The organism is Altibacter sp. HG106, assembly GCF_028561755.1.
In the GTDB taxonomy this organism is placed as follows: domain Bacteria; phylum Bacteroidota; class Bacteroidia; order Flavobacteriales; family Flavobacteriaceae; genus DFVG01.
On the sequence record NZ_JAQQTD010000003.1, the window covers coordinates 70,137 to 90,700 of the forward strand.

Below are 20,564 nucleotides of genomic sequence, written 5' to 3' on the forward strand. Positions count from 1 at the left end.
TTATGAAAAAGCTAATGATAAGCTTGCTACTGGTAGCTGCTTTTAGTACCACCTTCATTTCCTGTCGCGACACCAAAAAAGCCGATGATATGGAAGATGTTGTGGATGATGTTGAAGATGCCATTGATGATGCAGCGGATGAAGTAGAAGACGCAGTAGATGACGACGCTACCGATCCTGTAGAGAATACGCTTCAAGAAGGCGTAAACGAAGCTCAGGAAAACACCGGTTTAGGCGGTACCGACGATGCCTCCTAATTAGAATTTACAAAGTAACCAAAATGAATATTATGAGAAAAATACTGTATATCAGTTTATGTATGCTCTTTATGGCTACCGCTTTTACTTCTTGTCGCGAGACCAAAGAAGAGGAAATGACGGCGGAAGAACTCGTGGAAGAAATGGAAGCCGAAGGAGCCGAGATCAAGAAGAAAGTAGATGACGACGAAACGAAGATCAAGATGGAAACCGAAAATAAAGAGGTGAAAATCAAAACGGAAGACGGCGAATCTAAAATCAAGATCAAAACCGAAAATGACGACGCTTAAGAAGCGATCATCCGAAAGTTAATGTTTTACAAAGGGTTTCTGAAAAGAAGCCCTTTTTTATGTATTCAAATTATGGATCTGTCCTTTAAGTTCTTCCATAGACTGCTGCAATTGGCGTAATAAAGTACTATCATTAGGTTCGTCTACACCAAAGGTAAGTTTGCTGTTCACTTGCCAAAGCTCTTGAATATCTTTTACCTCCACATCGATAGGTAAATACTCCGGGTTAAGGGAGATCAACCGAACTTTTTCAGGGTTTCCGGCGACTTTTTGAAGTTTTTTTACCAGCACCGAATCGTGTAATACAACGATAAAGATCTTACTGTCATTAGCTTCTGAAATGCTGGACACCGCCTTCCCCAGCACCCATTCATTGGGACGGATGTTAGGAAGCATACTATCGCCTTCTACCTGAAACCCTCGATAGGTCGCGTTTCGGTATTGCGGTAGAGGAATGTTGAAAGCTGGCAGACTTTGATACCACTCAACGTCCTGAATATTGTGAGGGTAACCCGCTGCCGCTTTTTGATTTACTAATAAGATACTGTCTTCGGAAGCTTCGTTTAAGGTGATCACTTTCGGACTTACATCGCCACCATTGATATCTACATACTGTCGAATACTGTTTCCGAACAACCACAACGGATTAATCTGAAACTGTCGCAACAGCTCCATCACTGCTTTTCCGGAAATCTTTGTCTTCCCGCGTTCAATATCGGCCGTAGTAGTACCAATTCCTAAGAGTTCTGCAAACGATTGTTGGGTGTGATGCTGTTCCTCACGAACACGCTTAAACCGTTTAGCCTCAATAGATACATCTTTTACCATACCCGAAAGATACGGTATTTTGGACATATTCCAAATTTTAAACGGACTTATTCCTTCTTATGGGATTTTTTCCATATTTTTGGAACAAATCCAATTGCTGTGAATTTTGAACGTATTAAAGAAAAATTAGAAGTATTAGCAGATGCTGCCAAGTACGATGTTTCGTGCGCCTCTAGCGGAAGCACTCGGAAAAACACAAATAAAGGTTTAGGCAATAGTTCGGGTATGGGTATTTGCCATTCGTATACCGAAGATGGTCGTTGTGTTTCCCTTCTGAAGATCTTATTGACCAACTATTGTATCTTCGACTGCGCCTATTGTGTCACACGAAAAAGTAATGATATAAAGCGTGCCGCGTTTCAAGTGCAGGAGGTGGTTGATCTTACCATTCAATTTTATAGAAGAAATTACATTGAAGGATTGTTCCTTTCCAGCGGAATATTTAAGAACGCCGATTACACCATGGAACGCCTCGTTCGGGTGGCGAAAAAACTTCGTGAGGAAGAAAACTTCAATGGATATATTCATTTGAAGTCCATTCCGGGTGCCAGCGATGAACTCATGCGCGAAGCAGGGTTGTATGCCGATCGTTTATCGGTGAATATTGAAATTCCCACGGAACAGGGATTAAAAAAACTAGCTCCGGATAAAAATCGGGAAGATTTCATTAAACCCATGCGGAAGGTGAAGCAGGAAATTCAGGTGTATCGTTCAGAGAAGAAAAAATTTCGCCACACGCCGGTGTATGCTCCGGCTGGGCAAAGCACTCAAATGATTATTGGCGCCAGTGGCGAATCGGACGCTCAAATTATGTACACTTCGGCCTATTTTTACAAGAAGTTTCAAATGAAGCGGGTGTATTACTCGGGCTATATTCCTATCAGCTACGATCCTCGGCTTCCGGCCATTGGCACTGAAGTCCCTATGATGCGCGAAAACAGGCTCTATCAAACCGATTGGTTATTGCGATTCTATGGCTTCGATATTCGTGAATTATTAAACAAAGAAACTCCTAATTTGGATATGGATATCGACCCAAAATTAAGTTGGGCGCTTCGCAACCTTTCCTTTTTCCCGGTTGATATTAATACTGCAGACAAATCATGGTTGGCCCGTATTCCGGGTATTGGAATGAAATCTGTTCATAAGATCCTCAGCGGAAGAAGACATCAAACCATTCGATGGTACGATTTAAAGCGTATGGGCGTGGCATTGAACAGAGCGCAATACTTTATTCATTGTCCTGGGAGTCCGCATACCCATAAAGACCACACTTCCGCTCAAATTAAAGGACTCATTATGTCGCAAAGTACGAGTAAATATCAGCACGCTTATAACGGTCAGCTTAATTTATTTCAATCGGCCACCACCGCCCTGGTCTCATAACGATATACTATGCTGCTCACCTACGATGGAACTTTTGAGGGGATGCTCACCGCCGTCTTTATGATGTATGAAGAGAAGATAGACGACCTTCAATTAGTACTTGCCAACCAACCCCAGGCATCATTGTTTATGACTTCGGAAGAAGTATTTAGCGATGCGACCAAAGCTGCACGGGTGTGGGACGGTATCGCGAAAAAAGGTGGAAAACGGGTGCAGCAATTAATGTATAAGGTGTTCTTAAGCGAATTACCCGAACGAGAATCATTGCTTATATCCTTTCTAAAAGCCTTCTTTAGCTCTCAGGGCACTGTGGCGAAGAATCCGGCGCACCCCCTAACAGCGCGTATGCTTCAGATTCAAAAAATGATCGGAAGAGAGAAACATCGCATGGATGCTTTTATTCGGTTTATGCAGACCAAAGAAGGTTGGTACGTAGCCACCGTGGCACCCGATTTCAATGTACTCCCGTTAAATGTTGCCCATTTTAAAGCGCGGTACGCAGACCAGCAGTGGTTGATTTACGATGTAAAGAGAAATTATGGATTTTATTATAACGAACAGACGGTTGAGGAAGTGCAATTAGAGCAGGCACTAGCTCCAAATCTTTCGGAACGACTAACGACCCTGTATCTTTCGGAAGAAGAACTGCAATTTCAGACCTTGTGGCAATCGTATTTTCAACATACTAATATCGCCTCACGCAAAAATACCAAACTCCACTTACGGCATGTTCCGAAGCGCTACTGGAAATATTTAACCGAAAAACAACCCGTAATAAAAAAATGATTAATTTTAACAGGTAACAGAAAACTAATCACCATGAAAAAACTCACGTTAAGTCTCTTACTTATGCTCTTTGTATTGGGAGTAAGTTGTAGAGAAACTACCCAAGAAAAAGCGGAAGATGCACTAGAAGCGGCTGCTGAAGACACTGAAAATAATTTAGAAAAAGCCGGAGAAGCTGTAGAAGAGGCTGTGGAAGAAACTGGAGATGCTCTTGAGGAAGCCGGAGAAGAAATAAATGAAGAAATTGAAGGCACCGACGAGATGCCGGGTGGTGATGATAACTAAATTTTAACAGATTTGTTTTATTATTGAAGTACCTTCGTCTTATTAACACAAAATATACCATTATGAAAAAACTATTTATAGCAATAACCGCTTTATTACTGAGTGTTTCTGTATTCTCTTGCCGAGAAACTACGGAAGAAAGAACAGAAGAAAACATTGAAGCCGCTATCGACGATGCAGGAGACGCCATGGAAGATGCCGCTGAAGATGTGGAAGACGCCGCGAACGAAGTAGGTGAAGAAATTGAAGAAGAAGTAGAAGGAACAGACGATATGGATAACTAGTCAGATTTCTCTCAAGAATAAAAAAGCCCGGTATATACCGGGTTTTTTTGTAGCTAATTTTATCTTAGACAAACATTATAGACATTATGCATCGCCTTATAGAACCCCTTGAAAAAACAACGCATCTTCAGTGGATCGTATACATCCTTTTCTACTTTTGTTGGGGACTCGTAATGAATTGGATTGGCCAGGAATTGGAAATTGCGAAATTCACTTACTGGTGGCAGGTCATTACCACCTATGTACTTTATATGGTTCCTATTTCGATCCTATTGCGACCCTATCCCGTTTTTACACAATATGCCTACGGACTAATTGCGATGGGATTGTTAGAATTTGGCGGATATGCGTTACAAACCTCCTATATATACCCTGATAATATTCTGGAAAGATGGTTCGGACCCCATGTGTTTGCCCTGTGTATGACGCTCTTTTTTGCGTGGTATTTTACCCTCGGAAATTATGTAGTTAATCGTATATTTGTGCCGTTAATCGATAAAACTGAAAAAAATAACTAACAAAGGTACCATAAACTTATATTTTTAAGGCTATTACATTTTTGGAAAGATCTGCGTAGGTTTGTTACATAATTAACAACAAAAACCTATTCTTCATGAAAAAATTAATGTTTATTTTAGCATTGCTTGCATTCGCTGCAAGTTGTACCCCAGAAGCCATCACTACTGATGAACAACAAATCGACAAAGCAGACTACGAAGTTCCTCCCAACGGATAAGAAACTCTCTATGATATCAGGGGTGTTCCTATCATTTTTATTGATAGCGACACCCTTTCTTTTTTACATCTACAAGTATGCACCTACCGATTCAAAGGAATGGCATACAATCGTAGGCACCATCGACGCTGGAAATTTCGCACATGCGCAATCGTATATGCACGCCCTTTTCACTAAAATTACCTTTGTACTCTTAACGGGGATTTGGTTCTTAACTTCCAAAAATTGGTGGAAATATGCCATTCTAGTGCCGCTAACCATGTTCCTCTTTCAACTGGCGGGCGTCATCAATCACAAGAATGATTATATTGATGAATTTGATTTTTGGTACTCGTTACCTATCATATTACCGATTCTTATTTTCTTGATTTATATCTCATATCAAATCGGAAAGCGACAGGAATCGAACACCATGGATCTTAAAGATCAGGTGGATGATGAGATCAGCAAAATTTTTAGTGATAAGTTATAGGTGCACCGGCAAACCCCTTTAAATTTTCCGAAATAAATACTTTGCATTTAGGACAAAAGTTTTAAATTTGCTCCCGCTTTCGAAGGAAAGCACGTTCTTTAGAATACGCGAAAATAGCTCAGTTGGTAGAGCGCCACCTTGCCAAGGTGGAGGTCGCGGGTTCGAATCCCGTTTTTCGCTCTAAGGCCGAAATTTGTTTTCGGCTTTTTTAGTAAAGTCTGATGCTCGGGTGGTGGAATTGGTAGACACGTTGGACTTAAAATCCAATGACCAGTAACGGTCGTACGGGTTCAAGTCCCGTCCCGAGTACTTGAAGCGAAAGCCGAACCGATAAGGTTCGGTTTTTTTATGCACAAAAGCCGTGAAAAACTGGTTTTTCTAAGGATAAGTTTCGGAAGGGTTATAAAACGTACTTACAGCGAAATCCCTGTTCGCTCTAAGGCCTTTTCTATTGTCAAAATACGTTCTTGAAGATCGCTGATTTTCTCATTTTTCGTCTCTAACTCCTGCTGTTGCTCCTGAATTGCGCGTACCAATAAGGGTGTTAATTTTCCATAGTCAATAGCCCATACAGTATCCTCCAAATGCTCTTTCGCTAAGGGACCATCACTACCTTTTTTAACAACATAGGGAAAATGTTGATAGAGTTCTTGGGCTAAAAATCCAACCTCTTTTTGAGTCTTGTCTACACCTTTGAAATTGTAGGATACCGGATTTATCTTTGCTACTATCGACAAAGCGCCGTGAATAGGCGTAATATTTTCCTTCAATCGCTTGTCTGACACTGAATTGAAAAGCACACTGCCTGAACCATTTCCGGAAACTGAACCGATTTCTGCACCATTGGCCAAAAAACGAAGAAATTTATTTGATGACTCGGGAGTTGTTCGTCCTAGGGCTAAATAAAGCACATCAGCGGTGGTCCCTGAACGCGTGTTCTCTATTTGCGCCACGGCATTGTTGTCTTGACCACTTACATCTATGAGCCTTGCCGGACTAATATTTCCAACGGCTATATCTCCATTGTCGAGCAGCTGCAGTCGTTGTAGGCCGCCAGAGCTAGTAAGATTGATAATTGGGAGGGTGGTACTGCTACTTTCCACATCGAGTGTGGCTTGCGGGGAGGTTGTTCCTATTCCTACTTGAGAGCTAGCAGTTACTCCAATAATTAAAAGGAAATTGAGAACAAAAAAGTGTTTATTCAAATTAATTGGGTTTTCTCAAAGGTACGAGAAAAAGACCTCCTCAGAAAACCTCAGCTTTTCAATTTCACCTTGTCCCTGGGCTGTAACAACCTCTTTATTTCATTGAGCTTCATTAACGCTTCCACCGGAGTGAGCGTGTCTATGTCTAATTGTAAAATCTCCTCTCGGATTTCAGCCAATAACGGGTCGTCTAATTTAAAGAAACTCAGTTGCATCTCGTCTTTGCCGATCTCCTTCATTTGATTTGATAGCTCTTCGGAACCGTGTGATTTTTCTAAGCGCTCTAATATGTTCTGAGATCGTTTCAACACCGTTTGTGGCATTCCGGCCATCTTCGCTACATGAATTCCGAAACTATGATGAGAGCCTCCCGGCACCAATTTCCGAAGAAACAATACCTGATCTTTCATTTCCTTTACGGCCACATTATAATTCTTAATCCGCTCGAACGTATCGGTCATCTCATTCAACTCGTGATAATGCGTCGCAAATAGCGTCTTGGGCCGTGCTGGATGCTGATGTAAATACTCGCTGATCGCCCAGGCTATAGAAATGCCATCGTAGGTGCTTGTACCGCGACCAATTTCGTCCAACAGCACCAAACTTCGGTCGGATATGTTATTGAGAATACTTGCCGTTTCATTCATTTCTACCATGAAGGTGGACTCTCCCATTGAAATATTATCGCTCGCTCCAACTCGTGTAAATATTTTATCGACACAGCCCATGGTCACTTCGGCGGCGGGTACGAAACTTCCCATTTGTGCCAATAAGACAATCAATGCGGTTTGCCGGAGTATGGCCGACTTACCACTCATGTTGGGTCCGGTAATCATAATAAGTTGTTGCGTCTCTCGATCTAAGAACACATCGTTTGGAATAAAAGGCGCTTCGGGGGGAAGCTGTCGCTCGATCACGGGATGCCGCCCCTCTTTGATATCTAAGACATAACTATCATTGAATTCTGGACGTTTATAATTGCAGCTTCGCGCTTGTTCGGCGAACGAACAGAGGCAGTCTAACCGACTCAAATGAGTGGCTGTTTGTTGCACCTTCGGAATAAACGCCAGGAGTTTTTCAAGAAGTTCTGAAAACAATTGTTGCTCCAAAAAGGCTATCTTTTCTTCAGCTCCTAGAATTTTCTGTTCGTATTCTTTTAATTCTTCGGTAATATACCGCTCGGCACTCACTAAGGTTTGTTTACGTACCCATGCTTCGGGAACCTTATCTTTGTGGGTATTTCGCACCTCGATATAGTAGCCAAAAACATTGTTTGAGGCGATCTTTAACGAGGTGATCCCGGTACGCTCACTCTCACGTGTTAACATGGCGTCCAAATACTCTTTGCCGCCAGAAGCGATGCTACGCAGGGTATCCAACGCTTCGTGGTAGCCTTTGGCAATAACATTTCCTTTGGACAGTTGTACGGGAGCTTCCTCTTGAAGTGCTTCCTTTATGATAGCACAAAGTTCATCACAGGGATCTAACGATTCGGCCATGGCTTTTATCTCCTTGGTGCCAGCCCCTTTCAGCAACGCTTGAATAGGTTCCACCGCTTGCAGAGACTGTTGTAACTGAATCACTTCTCTGGGATTGATCTTTCCCGTAGCCAATTTTGAAATGAGCCGCTCCAGATCATACATTCCAGCAAGTGCTTCTTGTACCAACTCCAACTGCTTTTGTTCTTGCACAAAATGCGCCACGCCCGACTGACGCTTCTGAATGGCCACTACGTCTTTTAATGGCAAGGCCAACCAGCGTTTCAACAGGCGCCCACCCATCGCAGATTTCGTCTTGTCGATCACATCCAACAGTGTGATTGCGTTCTCTTGGGTGCTATGATACAATTCGAGATTTCGTATCGTAAATCGATCCATCCAAACATAGGCCTCTTCAGCAATTCTTGAAATTCGCGTGATGTGTTGTAATCGATCGTGTCGCGTTTCGCTGAGATAATACAAGGCCGCTCCGGAAGCAATAATGCCTTCCTCCAAATGATCAATACCAAATCCTTTCAGCGATACCGTGCCAAATTGCTTTTCTAAGGATTCTTGCGCGAAATCTGCTTGAAAAATCCAATCCTCCATGTAGAACGCGTGATAACGGTCTCCAAAGATTTCCGTAAATCGTTTTCGCTTCGGTTTGCTTACCAATACTTCGGAAGGTTCAAAATTTTGAAGCAACGTATCGATGTATTCTGAGGAACCTTCTGCTGTAAGAAATTCGCCCGTAGACACGTCTAAAAAAGCAACTCCCAGCTCATGTTTTCCGAAGTGCACAGCGGCTAAGAAATTATTTCGCTTGCTTTCTAGAATATCGTCATTGAGTGCCACCCCGGGTGTGACTAGCTCGGTAACCCCCCGTTTGACGATCGTTTTTGTTTGCTTGGGATCTTCCAATTGATCGCAGATGGCGACGCGACAACCCGCCATCACTAGTTTTGGCAGGTAGGTATGTAAGGAATGATGCGGAAACCCTGCCAACTCAGTTTGATCCCCACCATTGTTTCGAGCCGTTAACGTGATATTGAGAATTTTCGCCGCGCGTACGGCGTCACTTCCGAAGGTTTCGTAAAAATCGCCTACCCGAAACAGCAAGAGCGCATCCGGATATTTCGCCTTGATGCTATTGTACTGTTTCATTAAGGGTGTTACCTTCTTCGCCATATGCTCAAAATTCAGAAAGAATAAAAATAAAAAATTACCCTCGGTCGTCCCGTCCTACTCTCGGCATTTTATCCGATGTTATCAACAAATAGTAGCTTCGCTTTTCTGTATTTTTGTACCATGCGTTATCGAAAATTAAAGAACAGCGAACTCGACCGAATCTCTCCGGAAGAATACAAGGAAGTTGAGAAAACCCGACTCATAGTTATCTTAGATAATGTGCGAAGCCTGAACAATATCGGCGCCATTTTTCGCACGGCCGATGCCTTCCTCATTGAAAAGATCTATCTCTGTGGCATTACTGCCAAACCACCCCACAAGGATATTCAGAAAACAGCTTTGGGGGCCACCGAGAGTGTCCCTTGGGAACATGTGGAAGACACCCTGCAACTCGTTTCACAGCTTAAAAGTGAAGGTGCTTTTGTAGCTGCCATCGAACAAGCGGAAACCGCCATAATGTTAGATTCGTTTTCGGTTCAAAAAGAAATGACCTACGCGCTCGTATTTGGCCATGAAGTGAAAGGCGTCGCACAAAAAGTGGTCTCTGCCTGCGATGCGGTCATTGAAATACCACAGGTGGGCACCAAGCACTCCCTGAATATTTCGGTAAGTTCTGGGGTGGTGTTATGGGACTTTTTTAGCAAGTTGAAGGCCTTACATTAATCGACGATCGTACGCACCAGGGTGAGATAGTCGCTTCGGTTCTTGACAAAATCTAAATCAGAGACATCGATCACCTTTACTTTTTCTGAAGGAAGCGATTTGATGTAATTGAAATATCCTTCATGAATCTGCTGCAAATATTCCGGTTGAATGTTTTGCTCGTAACTTCGGCCGCGCTTCTTAATGTTCTCCAACAATCGCTCGGTATGCTGATACAAATACACATACACATCGGGCTGCGGAAGTTCCTTATGCATGATCTGAAACAATTTTTTATACAAGGTAAATTCTTCTTCCGCCAAGGTAACCTGCGCAAAGATCAACGATTTATACAAGTCGTAATCGGTGACTACACAATCTTTAAAAAGATCAAATTGTGCGATATCCTCTACTAACTGTTGGTAACGATCTGCCAAAAAACTCATCTCTAACGGAAAGGCATACCGCGATTGGTCTTTGTAGAACTTTGGTAAAAACGGATTGTCCTTAAAGCGTTCCAATATCAGTTTGGCATTGAATTCTTCTGCGATCTGCGTACTCAAACTGGTTTTTCCGGCCCCAATATTTCCTTCAATCGCTACGTAATTAAATCGCGCGAAGTCGATATTCTTGATGGGGTTTCGCAACCATTTGGATTGCTTTTCAAGAGCACTTTCATCATTGGTTTCGGCCAGCAACCGTATCATGTTCTTTCCCGAAACGGGATGATGCCATTGGGGGTAGATCTCCGCCATGGGCTGTAGTACAAACCGCCGATGTTCCAATTCGGGATGCGGAAGGGTAAGTTGCGTCGTCTCTTTTATTTCCTGATCGTAAAACAGTACGTCAATATCGATGGGTCGAGAAGTATACGTTTCGGTGGTCTTTCGTTCGCGCCCTAGTCTTTTCTCTATAGTTAGTACTGCTTTCAACACTTTCGAAGCACTTAATCGGCTGCGCAACCACACCACACAATTCAAAAACGCCGGCCCCTCAAATCCCATGGCAGGTGATTCGTAGACAGAAGATATTTTTTGAATACCTCCTACCGTTTCAAAAAGGGCCTCTATCGCAGCTTGCAGGTGGTCGTATCGATTCCCCAAATTGCTGCCCAAGGCTAGAAACACATCGTGTTGAAGGTCTTTCAAAAACTTGATTTTAACATTTAGCACGAAATTAACGAAAAGAATACGTCTGGCAAGTACCTTTGTTTGTTAAAGAATTTGTGTGAGGACACTAACAACGAAAGACCAGCAGTTGGCACGACGCATCTATCTTATACTAGGAGCGTTATTTATTGCTTCTCTGGTCGTTTCAAACTTGATCTTTCAAAAGTTTTTCTCCTGGGATTTCTTCGGAATCTACACTTTCGAAATATCCGTAGGAATACTTCCCTATCCCATCACGTTTTTGATCACAGACATCATCAGTGAGGTTTACGGAAAGAAAAAAGCCAATTTAGTGGTGACCTCCGGAATTTTTGCGTCGTTCTTTTCTTTGTTAATCGTATATGTTGCAGCGGCGGTACCTGCCACCGAATGGAGCCCTATCAACGACAGTTTGTTCGAGACGGTCTTTGGCGCTACGGCCATCGCGGTTTTTGCGTCTATGATGGCGTATCTACTAGCACAGTATATTGATATTCAAATCTTCCATTTCTGGAAGCGCCTCACCAAAGGGAAACACCTTTGGTTGCGCAATAACTTTTCGACCTTCCTGTCGCAGTTCGTAGACACTTTTACCGTGTTGTTTTTGCTGTGTAGCTTCGGAAAAATTGAATGGTCATTGTTTGGAGCGCTCCTGGTTAGCGGATTCCTGTTCAAGGTACTTGTTGCCGCCCTGGATACTCCGTTGTTGTACGCATCTGTGTATGCGCTTCGGAAACGATTTGGACTGGAATGGGGAGAAGAATTGCCGCTTGAACATGAATAATTAGCTATGAAAAAAATACTGAAAATAGTAGGAATTGTACTCGGCATCCTGCTGATCGTACTCCTGCTATCTCCTTTCTTTCTGAAGGGATCGATAGAAAAAATGGTAAAAAACAGCATCGATAAAAATCTCGATGCAGACGTGGTCTGGAGCGATTTTGATCTCAGTCTGTTTCGCAATTTTCCAAATGCCGCGCTTAGCATTAAAGATTTTAGTGTCGTCAACCGTGCTCCGTTTGAAGGAGATACGCTCGCGGCCGGTAAACGTGTAACGCTTTCGATGGGCATCATGCAGTTGTTTAAAAGCAGCAACGAATCGATTCTTGTGGACGCCCTTACCTTTGATGAGACCTTGGTCAATATTCAATTAGACTCCTTGGGAAATGCTAATTACGACATCGCAATTAAAAGCGACGCTCCCTTGGCGGATGAAACGGAAGGCAACTCGTCTTTCCAATTTGATCTCAAAGAATATCAAATTCGAGATTCTCAAATTCGCTATCGCGATGAGGCTTCCGAAACCTATTTCCTGCTGAAAGAAGTGAACCACGAAGGACAAGGCGATTTTTCCCTATCGGAAAGCACCCTCGAAACAGAAACCACAGCGTTGGTGACATTTGGCCTTGGGGAGCTAGAGTACTTAACCAACAATAAGGTTTCCTTGCGTGCTGAAATTCAGATGGACCTGGAAGAACAAAAATATACCTTTCTGGAAAACGAAGCCAAGGTCAACGAACTTCCCTTACAGTTTGATGGATTTGTCCAGATCGTCGAAGAGGGCACGAACATGGAGTTGACCTTCCAAACACCATCCTCCGATTTTAAAAATTTCTTGGCCGTACTGCCTGAAACTTATGTAAAGAACATATCTAATGTGCAAACCACGGGTGATTTTACCGTAAATGGAATGCTGAAGGGAACAGTTTCAGAAGCCACTATTCCGCAAATGGACATTCAGGTAAAAAGCACGAATGCTTCGTTTAAATATCCCGACCTGCCTAAATCAGTTCAAAATATCACCATTGACGCCCGTCTGATCAACGATACCGGAAGTACTGAAGACACGTTTTTGACGATAGGAAACCTTACTTTTTCGATAGACAACGAACCTTTTCAAGCCTCGGGAACCATTAGAAACCTCACCGGAAACAGCCTGGTTAATCTCGATATGAAAGGTGCCCTTAATCTCGGGAACATTGAAAATGTACTGCCCGTTACCATGAAAGCCCCGTTACAGGGTCGCTTTGTCGCCGACTTAACGACGCGATTTGATATGGAGTCGATCGAAAAGGAACAATACCAAAATATTGAAGGCAGCGGAACGGCACAGCTCACCGACTTTACCTACAGCGATCCCAGCTTTCAAAATGATATTGAGATTTCACGAGCCCGTTTGGCGTTAGCGCCCGGAACGATTACCCTTCAGGAATTGAATGCGCAGAGCGGACAAACGGATCTTTCGGCTACCGGAAACATCCAGAACCTGATTCCCTTCTTGTTACAAAAGCAAGACCTCAAAGGAAATTTTGAAGTGCGATCCAAGACATTTAATGTGAATGACTTCAAGGCGCCTACGACCGCTTCCGAAGCAAACACGAAAAATGCAACAACATCCCCGAAGAAAGGGGTTAGTATCCCCGATTTTCTCGACGCCACCCTCAATTTTAGAGCAGACCGAGTGCTTTACGACGATCTGGAATTGACCAACGTGCAGGGAATCGCCGGAATACGCCAGGAGACCCTTCGCTTGCAAAATCTCACCTCCGATATTTTCGGCGGAACGGTTGCCGTGGGCGGAACGGTATCAACACAAAATGCCACCCCTACCTTTGCCATGGACGTCGATCTGAGCAAGATCAGTATTTCCGAATCCTTTCAAAAACTAGAACTTTTGGAATTCCTTACGCCTATTGCCCGCGCATTAGACGGAACGCTCAACACCCAACTGGAATTGCAAGGAAGCTTGACGGAAGACATGACGCCCAAGTTGGAAACGTTAGCTGGAAACGCCCTGGCGCAAATCCTTACAGCGGAAGTAGACAATTCCAAAACTCCGCTTATGGCGCGCCTGGGAGAAAAACTGCCTTTTTTAGACATTAGCAGATTGAGCTTGCGGGACGTGAGTACCGTTTTAAATTTCAATAATGGAAATATTGAAGTGCAGCCCTTCGATTTCAACCTTAAAGGAATCAATATCGAAGTGCAAGGGCGTCACGGTTTGGATAAAAGCATTAATTACAACGTAACAATGGATGTCCCCGGACGCTATATGGGAAGCTCGGTTGCCGGGTTGCTCGCCAAATTGGATCCCGCGGATGCTGAAAATGTAACGGTGGCGCTTCCGGTACAAATTGGAGGAACCATTAATAGTCCGCAAGTATCGGTTAACACACAAGCCGCTGTAAATACCTTAACGCAACGTTTAATCGAAAAGCAAAAGCAAGAATTAGCAGATAAAGGCACCAACATTCTTCAGGATATTATTTCAGGCGGAAACCGTCCCAAGGATACCACCGGCACCCAACAAGATAGCAGTCAGACGCAATCTTCCACCACGCAAGTGGTACAGGATATCTTAGGCGGAATTTTCAACCGAAAGCGAAAAAAGGATAGTACTAATCAGTGATTTCTAAAGAAACCACATACCCTTCGTTGCTGCGAACATTAAACACGGTATTGTCTGCAAACAGTAGATACTGCCCTTTGATCCCCTTGAGCACTCCTTCATAGAAAGGAGATTTCTCTAAGTTGAGACTTTTTAGCTTGGTGGGATACTGCAACACCGGAAAATCTAATTGCGTCTCTTTGTTGGAAGCGATGTAATATTCTTGCGCTTCCTCTGGAATATATTGCTGTAATCGATTGCGCCAAGCCACCAGATCTTCATCTTCCACTTCGTTCTTAAGCATGGTACGCCAATTGGTTTTATCGCTTACATGTTCTTTGAGCGCTACTTCAGTGATACCGGCGAGGTAGCGATTGGGTACTTCCACGATTTCTATGGCTTCGTGTGCTCCTTGATCGATCCAGCGGGTGGGCACCTGACTCTTACGCGTGACCCCTACCTTAACGTTACTGCTGTTCGCCAAGTACACAATATGCGGCTGCAACTGTACTTTTTTTTCATATTCCAGGTCACGTTCTTCCTGATCGAGATGCGCCTTACTTAACTCGGGTTTGATAACCCAATCGGCTGCCTGCGGAATTTCAAAAAAACAATCATAGCAAAATCCTTGACGATAGATCTTCTTTTCTTTTCCACAATTCAAACATTGATAACGTAAAAAATTGATGGAAAGGGTTTTATCAAGCAACTGGTTCATGTGCAGAAAATCACTTTCAAAAACCAAATAATATTGAATAGGCGTTCCGTTCTCAGTTTGCATTTTTGTTAGGACACCTTCGTATTTCATAAAAAAAGAAATTGCTATTTTTATGAACTAAAGATAGGTTAAATAATGCCAATACCCATCGTAAATTCGATCGCTTCCTGGTTTTTAAAGAAACGATTCCATCAAATTGAATTGTTCCTTAAATACCCGAATGAAGTTCAGGAAGAGCTGCTGCTCGACCTACTTCACAAAGCGCGTAATACCGAATTGGGAAAGGAATATGATTTTGCTTCGATCGCCTCCTACAGCGAATATGCCCAGCGCTTACCTATCACTACCTACGAAGATAATGAAGCACGTATTGAACGGGCACGCCGTGGTGAAACCAATATCTTTTGGCCCAAACCCATCAAGTGGTTTGCGAAATCCAGTGGGACGACAAATAGCAAGAGTAAATTCATTCCAGTTAGTGAAGAATCGCTCGAAGACTGTCATTACGCTGCTAGTAAAGACCTGCTCTGCATGTATCTCAATAACAATCCCGAATCACAACTTTTTGTAGGAAAGGGCTTGCGATTAGGAGGTAGTAAAGAATTGTATCGCGAGAACGGTACCGTTTTTGGCGATCTATCGGCCATACTCATTGACAACATGCCGTTCTGGGCAGAGTATAGTAGCACACCAAAGAATGAGGTGTCGCTCATGGCCGACTGGGAAACGAAGATGCAGGCCATTGTGGAAGAGACCATGCGCGAAAATGTGACCAGTCTTGCCGGAGTTCCCTCCTGGATGCTCGTACTGCTGAACAACGTACTGGAAACTAGTGGGAAGTCGAACTTGTTCGAGATATGGCCACATTTGGAAGTGTACTTTCATGGCGGCGTTAGCTTTGAGCCGTACATAGAGCAATATCAAAAGATTCTTCCCAAGGAAAGCTTTAAATATTATGAGATCTATAATGCTTCGGAAGGGTTCTTTGCTATTCAAGATCAAAATCACAGCAAAGAACTTTTGTTGATGCTGGACTACGGAATATTTTATGAATTCATTCCCATGACCCAATATGGAACGGGTACTGAAAAAGTGATTCCGCTGAGCGAAGTAGAGATGGGTGTCAATTACGCCATCGTCATCACCACCAACGCCGGACTTTGGCGCTATCAGATTGGAGACACCGTTCGCTTTACCTCTGTCAATCCGTATCGTATAAAAGTAACGGGACGCACCAAACACTTTATCAACGTCTTTGGGGAAGAACTAATTATTGAAAATGCGGAGGCGGCTCTTCGGAAAGCCACCCAGTTAACCCATACCGAAATTGTGGATTACACCGCAGCGCCCATCTTTATGAAAGAACGTGAAAAAGGAGCACATGAGTGGATCATAGAATTCAAACATCCGCCTGAAGACTTTGCCTTCTTCTCAAAAGTGCTTGATAAAGCCTTGCAAGAGGTTAATAGTGACTACGAAGCCAAACGCTTTAAAAACACGACGCTCAATGCGCCCACCATACACTGCGCCAGAACACGCCTATTCTACGATTGGATGAAGGATAAAGGGAAGTTAGGCGGACAACACAAGGTACCCCGACTGTCTAATTCTCGCAATTACCTGGAAGAGTTGTTATCGCTCAATCACTAACATCGACAGGCGACATAATTCATCGATAATCTGCAAACCACTTTGTTAACGCGCCTTTACGAGGAATGCGGTTGTGTTTTTTATCGAATATTTTGGAGCTACATCTAAAAGTTTTGGTAGTCTTTTTCCTACGGACTAGATTTGAATCATCATTTAAACATTGGGGCTATAAATGAAACATTTACGTTACATCGCAGTACTACTTATCACAGTAATGTCATTCACTTCCTGTGCAACCACTTCAGAACTTTCTAAAGGAGAGATTGCCGGATATACCTTGAAGAACAAAAAGGAGTTAATGCACCAAAAAATTATGCGAACCTCGCAGGAAACTGTCATAGCGCACCCCTAAGACGCTTGATTTTATTTGTTTTGACCATAAAAAACCCGGATCGTTGGATCCGGTTTTTTTAATAGGTATTCGGGTTAGGACACCGCTTTTAACTTCTTTATCGTTGATTTGTTCAGCTTCTGTTCGGCGTATTCTCTGGTCACCTTCAGTTTTTTCTCTTCCGTTCCCGGAAGTTCAAACATCGCATCGGTTAGAATCGCCTCACAAAGCGATCGCAATCCTCGGGCGCCCAGTTTGTACTCGATGGCTTGATCGACGATAAATGCTAACGCCTCTTCCGTAATGACGAAATCTATTTCATCCATCTCAAACAACTTGTGATATTGCTTGATGATAGCATTTTTAGGTTCGGTAAGAATGGCGCGTAATGTACCTCTATCTAGGGGATTCATATACGACAGCACCGGCAAGCGACCGATGATTTCAGGAATCAATCCAAAATCCTTTAAGTCCTTCGGAATAATATAGCGCAACAAGTTCTCCCGATCGAGAGTATCTTCAGACTTTGAAGCACTAAATCCTACGGCTTGCATGTTCAGGCGCTTGGAAATGTGTCGATCGATGCCATCAAAAGCACCTCCGGCGATAAACAGTATGTTTTCGGTATTAACCTCTATAAATTTTTGATCTGGGTGCTTTCGGCCCCCTTTTGGCGGCACATTCACCGTAGTACCCTCCAACAATTTTAATAAGGCTTGCTGCACGCCTTCTCCACTCACATCTCGCGTGATGGAAGGATTGTCGCTTTTACGAGCAATTTTATCGATCTCGTCAATAAACACGATTCCGTGCTGGGCCTTTTCCACATTATAATCGGCTGCCTGCAATAAACGCGTTAAAATACTTTCTACATCTTCACCCACATATCCGGCTTCTGTCAAAACCGTGGCATCCACAATGGCTAACGGAACGTTTAGCATACGCGCTACGGTCTTCGCCAACAAGGTCTTTCCGGTACCGGTTTGCCCCACGACGATGATGTTACTTTTTTGGATGTCGATATCGTCATCCGACTTTGGCTGAAGCAATCGTTTGTAGTGATTGTACACCGCAACCGACATCACTTTTTTGGTATATTCCTGCCCAATGATATAATCGTCCAAAAAGGACTTGATCGCCTTGGGCTTTTTTAGCATTAATTCTTTACTGAGCTCACTGTTGGTAGAATGCAATGCTTCCTCGACCACGATCCCATGGGCCTGTTCGATACAGCGATCGCAAATGTGGGCGTCCAATCCGGCAATAAGTAAATTGGTTTCCGCCTTTTTACGACCACAAAATGAGCATTCTAATTCTTCTTTCGACATAGTATTTCTTTTTCAGCAATGAGGTTTACCGGGCCAGGATCTCGTCAATCATTCCGTATTCCTTTGCCTTTTCGGCTTTCATCCAATAATCTCGATCACTATCTTCATACACCTTTTCATAGGGTTGCCCGCTGTGTTTCGAGATGATCTTGTACAATTCTTCCTTTAAGGTGATGATCTCCCGTGCCGTGATTTCAATATCACTTGCCTGTCCCTGAGCTCCCCCTAGCGGTTGGTGAATCATGACGCGCGAATGTGTCAATCCGCTTCGCTTTCCTTTCTCGCCAGCGCACAAGAGCACGGCGCCCATGGAAGCAGCCATACCGGTACAAATGGTAGCTACGTCCGGCTTGATGAATTGCATGGTGTCATAAATACCCAATCCGGCATACACACTACCTCCCGGTGAATTGATATAGATCTGGATGTCTTTCGACGCATCCGTACTTTCCAAAAATAGTAATTGCGCCTGCACGATATTGGCTACCTGATCATTGATCCCGGTACCCAGAAAGATGATGCGATCCATCATTAAACGCGAAAATACATCCATGGCCACCGCATTCATTTGGCGTTCTTCAATAATATTGGGCGTTAGTCCCACGGGATGCATACTGCTTATGATCTTGTCATAATAGGTGCTGCTGATTCCCTGATCTTTAATAGCAAATTCTTTAAATTCTTTTCCGTAGTTCATATAGGTATTTCTCCTTGATTGATGATTCTATTCGAATGTATTAAACAATAACTAAAAAGGCGTTAAATGTACCATTCAACGCCTTAAAGATAACCATTTATCGTTGAATTACGCGTAGGCTTCCTTTACGAATTGATCGTAAGGAATCTCTTTGGTTTTTAGTTTCGCTTCTTCTTTAAAAAACGCCAAAAGCTTATTGGTATTGAGTTGTTCGGAAATGCGCTTCACTTCTTCTTGATTGCTCAAGATGCGCGCCGCAATTTGATTGACTTCTTCCTCGCTAGGATCGGTCTGTCCAAACTGGGCCATCTGCGCCTTGATCATGTTAGCGGCATAGGCCTTTAACTCTTCAAAGGTCACATTCAGTTCGTTCTCACTTCTAATCTTTCCTTCAATTAATTGATACCGTAATCCTTTTTCGCTACGCTCGTACTCGGCTTTTGCCTCATCTTCGGTCATCGGCTTTTCACCACTCACCTGAATCCAGCGTTGTAAGAACGCCCCGGGAAGTTCAAATTTGGTATTCTCTATCAGCGACTCTACCACATCATTCAATAGTTTTTGATCGCTCTGTTGCTCGAACTGACGCTCGGCATCTTCTTTAATTTTCTCACGAAGTTCGGCTTCCGAAGTAACGACTCCTTCTCCAAACAACTTGTCGAACAACTCCTGATTCATTTCCGCCAGCTCACGAGCATTCACCTCTTCGATGGCGAGGTTCACTTCAATATCCAGCCCATGGGCCTCATCGTGTGAAACTCCTAAATGACGCTGATTGTCGTGCTCATTTTTAAAGAGCCCTTTGGTTTTCAGGCTAAGGGTATCGCCTACCTTCGCGCCTAGAAGCGCTTCTTTTTGCTTTTTCCCTTGGATATCTTCCAGCGAAAAGGTGGCTTTATTATTTAGTTCCTTTTCTTCGGAAGTAAATGTTCCCGTGATCTCGTCTCCTTTTTCTACCGCTTTTTTGGCGATCAATTTTCCGTACTGCTTGCGAATGGTCTTTACTTGATTGTCGATCATCGCATCGTCTGCTACGATTTTATAGTGTGTGATGGCCTTTTTTCCTTTTACATCAACCTCAAAATCAGGCGCAAGTCCCAATTCGAAATCGAATGTAAAATCTTCCGCTTCCCAGTTGATATCCGCTTCATTCTTCGGAAGTGGATTTCCTAGTACGTCTAGTTTTTCTTCCGTTAAGAATTTCTGAAGTGAATCCTGTAGTATTTTATTTACCTCATCTACCAATACGGCCGTTCCGTACTTCTTTTTCACCATCCCCATAGGCACATGCCCTTTTCGGAATCCGGGAATATTGGCATTTTTTCGATAATCTTTTAAAATGCGATCTACTTTATCAAAGTAATCCTCCTTTGAAATTTCCACGGTAACCACCGCATTTAACGCATCGATGTCTTTTTTTGTAATGTTCATTGGTTCTGAAAAATTATCCCTTTAAAATCGGACGGC

Annotated in this window: 22 protein-coding genes and 2 tRNA genes; 16 read left to right on the top strand and 8 right to left on the bottom strand. The window is 43.3% G+C overall.

Going from position 1 to position 20,564, the window contains the following annotated elements; all coding sequences use genetic code 11:
• Positions 1–2: 2 nt before the first annotated feature.
• Both PO830_RS05655 and PO830_RS05660 read left to right on the top strand, forming a co-directional pair.
• The gene (locus tag PO830_RS05655) at positions 3–257 is read left to right on the top strand and encodes a hypothetical protein (protein ID WP_272852567.1); all 255 of its coding nucleotides are present in this window, start codon (positions 3–5) and stop codon (positions 255–257) included.
• Positions 258–289: 32 nt separating this feature from the next.
• Positions 290–547 (top strand): PepSY domain-containing protein, encoded by a 258-nt coding sequence (locus tag PO830_RS05660; protein WP_272852568.1) that lies wholly within the window; start codon positions 290–292, stop codon positions 545–547.
• Between the two features lie 57 nt (positions 548–604).
• Here PO830_RS05660 and PO830_RS05665 read toward each other — a convergent pair whose 3' ends face one another.
• On the bottom strand, positions 605–1,402 hold the full coding sequence (locus PO830_RS05665; protein ID WP_272852569.1) for a LexA family transcriptional regulator: 798 nt from the start codon (positions 1,400–1,402) through the stop codon (positions 605–607).
• A 72-nt stretch (positions 1,403–1,474) separates the two neighbouring features.
• Here PO830_RS05665 and PO830_RS05670 point away from each other — a divergent pair, with 72 nt between their 5' ends.
• From PO830_RS05670 to PO830_RS05710, 9 genes are all read left to right on the top strand, one after another.
• On the top strand, positions 1,475–2,761 hold the full coding sequence (locus PO830_RS05670) for a putative DNA modification/repair radical SAM protein (protein WP_272852570.1): 1,287 nt from the start codon (positions 1,475–1,477) through the stop codon (positions 2,759–2,761).
• Positions 2,762–2,770: 9 nt separating this feature from the next.
• Positions 2,771–3,547: a TIGR03915 family putative DNA repair protein gene (locus tag PO830_RS05675; protein ID WP_272852571.1), complete on the top strand. Its 777-nt coding sequence runs from the start codon at positions 2,771–2,773 to the stop codon at positions 3,545–3,547.
• A 33-nt stretch (positions 3,548–3,580) separates the two neighbouring features.
• Positions 3,581–3,832: a hypothetical protein gene (locus PO830_RS05680; protein WP_272852572.1), complete on the top strand. Its 252-nt coding sequence runs from the start codon at positions 3,581–3,583 to the stop codon at positions 3,830–3,832.
• 62 nt (positions 3,833–3,894) lie between these two features.
• Positions 3,895–4,116 (top strand): hypothetical protein, encoded by a 222-nt coding sequence (locus tag PO830_RS05685; protein WP_272852573.1) that lies wholly within the window; start codon positions 3,895–3,897, stop codon positions 4,114–4,116.
• 86 nt (positions 4,117–4,202) lie between these two features.
• Positions 4,203–4,634 (top strand): hypothetical protein, encoded by a 432-nt coding sequence (locus PO830_RS05690; RefSeq protein ID WP_272852574.1) that lies wholly within the window; start codon positions 4,203–4,205, stop codon positions 4,632–4,634.
• 95 nt (positions 4,635–4,729) lie between these two features.
• Positions 4,730–4,852 carry a hypothetical protein gene (locus PO830_RS05695; protein WP_272852575.1) on the top strand — a complete coding sequence of 41 codons (123 nt, stop codon included), beginning with the start codon at positions 4,730–4,732 and terminating at the stop codon, positions 4,850–4,852.
• A 10-nt stretch (positions 4,853–4,862) separates the two neighbouring features.
• Complete coding sequence (locus tag PO830_RS05700) at positions 4,863–5,324, top strand: hypothetical protein (protein WP_272852576.1); 462 nt, start codon at positions 4,863–4,865, stop codon at positions 5,322–5,324.
• Positions 5,325–5,431: 107 nt separating this feature from the next.
• Positions 5,432–5,504, top strand: a tRNA-Gly gene (locus PO830_RS05705).
• A gap of 43 nt (positions 5,505–5,547) precedes the next feature.
• Positions 5,548–5,633 (top strand) — tRNA-Leu (locus PO830_RS05710).
• Between the two features lie 104 nt (positions 5,634–5,737).
• Here the strand turns inward: PO830_RS05710 and PO830_RS05715 are convergent.
• Together PO830_RS05715 and mutS are read right to left on the bottom strand one after the other, a co-directional pair.
• Positions 5,738–6,529, bottom strand: a complete 792-nt coding sequence (locus tag PO830_RS05715) for a tail fiber domain-containing protein (protein WP_272852577.1) — start codon at positions 6,527–6,529, stop codon at positions 5,738–5,740.
• A gap of 50 nt (positions 6,530–6,579) precedes the next feature.
• On the bottom strand, positions 6,580–9,195 hold the full coding sequence (gene mutS / locus PO830_RS05720; RefSeq protein WP_272852578.1) for a DNA mismatch repair protein MutS: 2,616 nt from the start codon (positions 9,193–9,195) through the stop codon (positions 6,580–6,582).
• 120 nt (positions 9,196–9,315) lie between these two features.
• Between mutS and PO830_RS05725 the strand changes: the two genes are divergently transcribed.
• Entirely contained in the window at positions 9,316–9,858 is a 543-nt protein-coding gene (locus PO830_RS05725) for an RNA methyltransferase (protein WP_272852579.1), read from the top strand.
• Here PO830_RS05725 and folK read toward each other — a convergent pair.
• Positions 9,855–10,985 carry a 2-amino-4-hydroxy-6-hydroxymethyldihydropteridine diphosphokinase gene (gene folK, locus PO830_RS05730; protein WP_272852580.1) on the bottom strand — a complete coding sequence of 377 codons (1,131 nt, stop codon included), beginning with the start codon at positions 10,983–10,985 and terminating at the stop codon, positions 9,855–9,857. The two genes, PO830_RS05725 and folK, sit on opposite strands and share 4 nt — an antisense overlap.
• Positions 10,986–11,064: 79 nt before the next feature.
• On the opposite strand from folK, the gene PO830_RS05735 reads away from it, so the two are divergent.
• Both PO830_RS05735 and PO830_RS05740 read left to right on the top strand, forming a co-directional pair.
• A complete protein-coding gene (locus PO830_RS05735) occupies positions 11,065–11,769 on the top strand; it encodes a queuosine precursor transporter (protein ID WP_272852581.1) in 705 nt (234 codons plus the stop codon).
• Between the two features lie 6 nt (positions 11,770–11,775).
• Positions 11,776–14,394, top strand: a complete 2,619-nt coding sequence (locus tag PO830_RS05740) for an AsmA-like C-terminal region-containing protein (RefSeq protein WP_272852582.1) — start codon at positions 11,776–11,778, stop codon at positions 14,392–14,394.
• Here the strand turns inward: PO830_RS05740 and PO830_RS05745 are convergent.
• A complete protein-coding gene (locus tag PO830_RS05745; RefSeq protein ID WP_272852583.1) occupies positions 14,384–15,181 on the bottom strand; it encodes a DUF2797 domain-containing protein in 798 nt (265 codons plus the stop codon). The two genes, PO830_RS05740 and PO830_RS05745, sit on opposite strands and share 11 nt — an antisense overlap.
• 45 nt (positions 15,182–15,226) lie before the next feature.
• Here PO830_RS05745 and PO830_RS05750 point away from each other — a divergent pair, with 45 nt between their 5' ends.
• Positions 15,227–16,741, top strand: coding sequence for a GH3 auxin-responsive promoter family protein (locus PO830_RS05750; protein ID WP_272852584.1), 1,515 nt, complete (start codon positions 15,227–15,229; stop codon positions 16,739–16,741).
• Between the two features lie 172 nt (positions 16,742–16,913).
• On the top strand, positions 16,914–17,093 hold the full coding sequence (locus PO830_RS05755; protein ID WP_272852585.1) for a hypothetical protein: 180 nt from the start codon (positions 16,914–16,916) through the stop codon (positions 17,091–17,093).
• Positions 17,094–17,167: 74 nt separating this feature from the next.
• Here the strand turns inward: PO830_RS05755 and clpX are convergent, their stop codons facing one another.
• From clpX to tig, 3 genes are all read right to left on the bottom strand, one after another.
• The gene (clpX, locus tag PO830_RS05760; protein ID WP_272852586.1) at positions 17,168–18,400 is read right to left on the bottom strand and encodes an ATP-dependent Clp protease ATP-binding subunit ClpX; all 1,233 of its coding nucleotides are present in this window, start codon (positions 18,398–18,400) and stop codon (positions 17,168–17,170) included.
• A 25-nt stretch (positions 18,401–18,425) separates the two neighbouring features.
• A complete protein-coding gene (gene clpP, locus PO830_RS05765) occupies positions 18,426–19,097 on the bottom strand; it encodes an ATP-dependent Clp endopeptidase proteolytic subunit ClpP (RefSeq protein ID WP_272852587.1) in 672 nt (223 codons plus the stop codon).
• Between the two features lie 108 nt (positions 19,098–19,205).
• Entirely contained in the window at positions 19,206–20,528 is a 1,323-nt protein-coding gene (gene tig / locus PO830_RS05770; protein WP_272852588.1) for a trigger factor, read from the bottom strand.
• Positions 20,529–20,564: the final 36 nt, after the last annotated feature.